This is a genomic window from Streptomyces sp. NPDC054840 (assembly GCF_053611065.1).
Window position 1 is genome coordinate 1 of record NZ_JBSGZP010000623.1, and the last position, 4302, is coordinate 4302.

The window sequence follows — 4302 nt, forward strand, 5'->3', positions numbered from 1 at the left end:
CAGCCGGCTCGGCCCCCCGGCGTCCGAGGTGCGGTTCAGCGGGCGGCCATGCGCGTGGCGAGCGCCAGGGTGCGGTGCGCGGCCGCCACGACCGCCGGATCCACGAACCGGCCGTCGGGCAGGGCCAGCGCGCCCGGGGTGGCCCGGGCCGCGCTCAGCACCTCCACGGCGGCGTCGACCTCCTCGGGCGCCGGGAGGTAGGCCCGCTCGATCACCGGGAGCTGGCGCGGGTGGATCGCCGCCCGGCCGAGGAACCCCAGGGAGCGGCCCCGGACGCAGGAGACCGCCAGCGACTCCAGGTCCCGGATGTCGGGGAACACCGACTGCGCCGGGGGCGCCAGCCCCGCGGCCCGGGCGGCGACCACCACCCGGGAGCGGCACCAGTCCAGGCCCGTCTCCGCGCTGACGGCCAGATCGGCCCGCAGGTCCGCCTCCCCGAGGGAGAGCCCGCGCAGGGCGGGGTGTGCGCGGGCGATCTCGTAGGCGCGCTCCACGCCCATCGCCGATTCGAGCAGGGCGTGCAGGCTCACCCCGCCGGTGCGGTCTGCGACGGCCGTGATCTGCCCCGGGGCGCTGATCTTGGGCAGGCGCAGCCCCGCCAGGCCGTGCAGCCCGCTCAGCGCGGTGAGGTCGGCGCTGCCCCACGGGGAGCCCAGGGCGTTGACGCGGACATGGACGGGGAGCGCAGGCCCCTCGGTGAGCAGTTCGGCGGTCGCCGCGCGGGCGTACTCCTTCCGCGAGGCCGGTACCGCGTCCTCCAGGTCGACGATGACGGCGTCCGCCCCGCAGCCGAGGGCCTTGGCGACCACCTCCGGGCGGTCACCGGGCGCGTACAGCCAGGTCAGGATCATAGGGCTCCTTCGGTCCGCAGTGCGGTGATCTCGGCGTCGGTCAGCCCGAGCTCGGCCAGTACCCCCTCGGTGTCCGCGCCGTGCGGACGGCCCGCCCAGCGGATCCCGCCGGGGGTCTCGGAGAGCCGGAAGAGGACGTTCTGCATGCGCAGCGGGCCCAGCTCCGGGTCCTGGACCTCGGTGATGGTGTCGAGGGCCGCGAACTGCGGGTCGGCCATCACGTCCCGGACGTCGTAGACCTGGGCGACGGCCGCCTCGGCGGTCTCGAACGCCTCGACCACCTCCTCGGCCTTGCGCCCGGCGATCCAGCCGCCGACCGCCTCGTCCAGCACGTCCGCGTGCCGGGCCCGCCCGACGCCGGTCGCGAACCAGGGCTCGGCGATCAGCTCGGGCCGGCCGACCAGCCGCACGACCCGTTCGGCGATGGACTGCGCGGAGGCGGAGACCGCCAGCCAGCGCCCGTCGGCACTGCGGTAGGTGTTGCGGGGGGCGTTGTTCGTGGAGCGGTTGCCGGTGCGCGGCTGGACGTAGCCGAGCTGGTCGTACCAGAGCGGGTGCGGGCCGAGCACGGTGAGGATCGGCTCGACGATCGCCAGGTCCACGACCTGACCGCGCCCGGTGCGCTCCCGCCCGGCGAGGGCGGTCATCACCGCGTACGCGCACGTCAGCGCGGCGATCGAGTCGGCCAGCCCGAACGGCGGCAGGGTCGGCGGCCCGGCCGGCTCCCCGGTGATCGCGGCGAAACCGCTCATCGCCTCGGCGAGCGTGCCGAAGCCCGGTCGGTGGGCGTACGGGCCGTGCTGGCCGAAGGCCGTCACGCGCGCCAGGACCAGGCGCGGGTTGGCGGCGGACAGCTCGGGCCAGCCGAGCCCCCACTTCTCCAGGGTGCCGGGGCGGAAGTTCTCGACGACCACGTCGGCCGTGGCGGCGAGGCGCAGCAGGGTGTCCCGGCCGCCCGGGGTGGACAGGTCGAGGGTCATCGTCCGCTTGTTCCGGCCCAGCAGCTTCCACCACAGGCCGATGCCGTCCTTGGCGGGGCCGTGGCCGCGCGAGGGGTCGGGACGGTCGGGGTGCTCGACCTTCACCACCTCGGCGCCGAAGTCGCCGAGCAGGGTGGCGGTCAGCGGCCCGGCGAAGAGGGTGGCCAGGTCGAGCACACGCAGCCCCGCCAGCGGCCCGTGCCCCGGCCGGGCGCCGGCGGGTGCGGGCTCGGCCCCCGGGCCAGGGGGCGGGGGACCGGCCGGTGGACGGGAGCACGGCTCCGACGGGGGTGCCGCGGCCGCTGCCGGGTCGGGGCTCACGAGGCGGCTCCGGCCTCGTGGTCGCCGGTACGGGGGGACCGGCGTCCACCGGCGCGGTCGGGCCCGGACTCCGCCTTCCGCCCCGTGAGGGCGAGGGCGTCGGTCTCGGCGCGGGTCGGCATCGCGTCCTGGGCGCCGGGTCGCTGCACGGAGAGCGCGGCCGCCGCCGAGGCCCAGCGCAGGGCCTCGGGCATCGGCCGGCCCTCGCCCAGGGCCACCGCGAGGGCGCCGACGAAGGTGTCCCCGGCGGCGGTCGTGTCCATGGCCCGCACCCGGAACGCGGGCACGGTCAGCGGTTCCCGGCCGCGGGCGGCGTACAGCACCCCGGCCGCGCCGAGGGTGATCACCACCTCGGGCACCTCGGCCAGCAGGGCCTCGGCGGCCTGAAGGGGGTCGGTGAGCCCGGTGAGGGCGGCCGCCTCGTGCTCGTTCGGGACGAGGAGGTCGGTCGCGGCGAGGAGATCGGCGGGCAGCGGCTGGGCGGGGGCCGGGGTGAGGACCGTACGGACGCCGTGCGCGCGGGCGGCGCGGGCTCCGGCGAGGACGGCGGTCAGGGGCAGTTCGAGCTGCAGGAGGAGGGAACCGGCGGCGGCGATCCGGGCCTCGTCCCCCGCCTCCAGGCCGGTGACGGCGGCGTTCGCGCCGGGGATGACGACGATGCTGTTGCCGCCCTCGTCGTCGACGGTGATGTGGGCGGTGCCGCTGGCACCCTCGACGGTGCGCAGGGCCGACGTGTCGACCCGGGCCGCGGTCAGCGCGGAGCGCAGCCGTACGCCGAACTCGTCGGCCCCGACCGCGCCGATCATCACCACCTCCCCACCGGAGCGGGCGGCGGCGACGGCCTGGTTGGCGCCCTTGCCGCCGGGGACCGTGCGGAAGGCCCGACCGGTGACGGTCTCCCCGAGGCGGGGGGCCTTGGGGACGTAGGCGACGAGGTCCATGTTCGTACTGCCGAGCACGGCGATGGCCGTCATGAGCGTGCTGCCTCCTGTGCGGTGAGATGGGCGAGGGTGTCGAAGCCGATGCCGTCGAAGCCGGGGACGGTGGTGGCCAGGCGGTTCTTGAGGGGCGCGGTCCAGCGGTGCGGGATGCCGTCGGGGGAGCCGGTGAGCAGTCCGGCGAGGGCGCCGGCGGTGGCCCCGTTGGAGTCGGTGTCCCAGCCGCCGGACACGGCGCGGCAGACGGAGCCGGTGAAGTCCCCGTCGGCGTGGGTGAGGGCGGCGGCGATCAGCGCGGTGTTGGGAACGGCGTGGACCCAGTGGTAGTGCCCGTAGCGCGCGTGCAGCCGGTCGACGACGAGGTCGAAGTCCGCTTCGCGGCCGGCCTCCCGGATCCCGGACCGGACGGCCTCGGCGAGGCGCGAGCGGGGCGGTACGAAGGACAGTCCGGTCCGGAGCGCGGTGTGGACGTCCGACCGGCCGGTGGCGGCGGTGGCGGTGGCGGCCGCGACGAAGAGGGCGGCGTAGACGCCGTTGCCGGTGTGGGTCAGGGCGGCGTCCCGGTAGGCCTGGGCCGCGGCGGTGGCCGGGTCGCCGGGGTTGGTCCAGCCGTGGACGTCCGCGCGGATGAGGGCGCCGATCCACTCGCGGAAGGGGTTGTGGTGGGTGGCGGTGGCCGGGGGCTCCAGCCCGAGGAGGAGATTGCGGTAGGCGATGCGCTCGGCGGTGAAGGTCCGCCCGGCCGGCAGCTCGTCGAGCCAGAGGCGGGCCACGTCGGCGGTGGTGAAGCCCTTGCCGTGCCGCTGGAGCAGGAGCAGCCCGAGGAGGGGGTAGTTGAGGTCGTCGTCCTCGGGCATGCCGTCGATGTTCTCGGCGAGGGAGGTGGGGGCCGAGCGGCGGTTCCAGGGGTACGCGGCCAGCAGCGCCGGCGGGACGCCGCGGGCGGTGAACCAGTCGCCCAGCGGCCAGTTGCCCGCGGCGCGGGCGAGGGCCCGGATGCCGGCGAGCGGCAGCTTCTCGACGGGCTTGCCGAGCAGGCACCCGACGGCCCTCCCCAGCCAGGCGGCTTCCAGCCTGGTCCGCAGGGCGGCTTCCGGCCCGGTCCGCGGCAGGGGCTCCCGCCCGGCGGCGGGCGGCGGTTCCGGGGCCGGGGCGGAGCCCCGTTCCCGGCGACGTGCGGTCGGCTGTTCGCCCGGGTGCGCCGCCGGATCC

General features: G+C 76.9%; 4 protein-coding genes. All 4 read right to left on the bottom strand.

The annotated features are described in order from the left end of the window. Positions 1-35: 35 nt before the first annotated feature. The gene (locus ACWGIU_RS30925; protein WP_453711356.1) at positions 36-851 is read right to left on the bottom strand and encodes an HpcH/HpaI aldolase/citrate lyase family protein; all 816 of its coding nucleotides are present in this window, start codon (positions 849-851) and stop codon (positions 36-38) included. Beyond that, entirely contained in the window at positions 848-2152 is a 1305-nt protein-coding gene (locus ACWGIU_RS30930; RefSeq protein ID WP_453711358.1) for a CaiB/BaiF CoA transferase family protein, read from the bottom strand. The genes ACWGIU_RS30925 and ACWGIU_RS30930 overlap by 4 nt, the downstream gene beginning before the upstream one ends. After that, positions 2149-3126 carry a ribokinase gene (gene rbsK / locus ACWGIU_RS30935; protein ID WP_453711360.1) on the bottom strand — a complete coding sequence of 326 codons (978 nt, stop codon included), beginning with the start codon at positions 3124-3126 and terminating at the stop codon, positions 2149-2151. Before rbsK ends, ACWGIU_RS30930 begins: the two co-directional genes overlap by 4 nt. Then, on the bottom strand, positions 3123-4302 hold a 1180-nt coding region (locus ACWGIU_RS30940; RefSeq protein WP_453711362.1), incomplete at its 5' end, for an ADP-ribosylglycohydrolase family protein. The genes rbsK and ACWGIU_RS30940, both read right to left, overlap by 4 nt.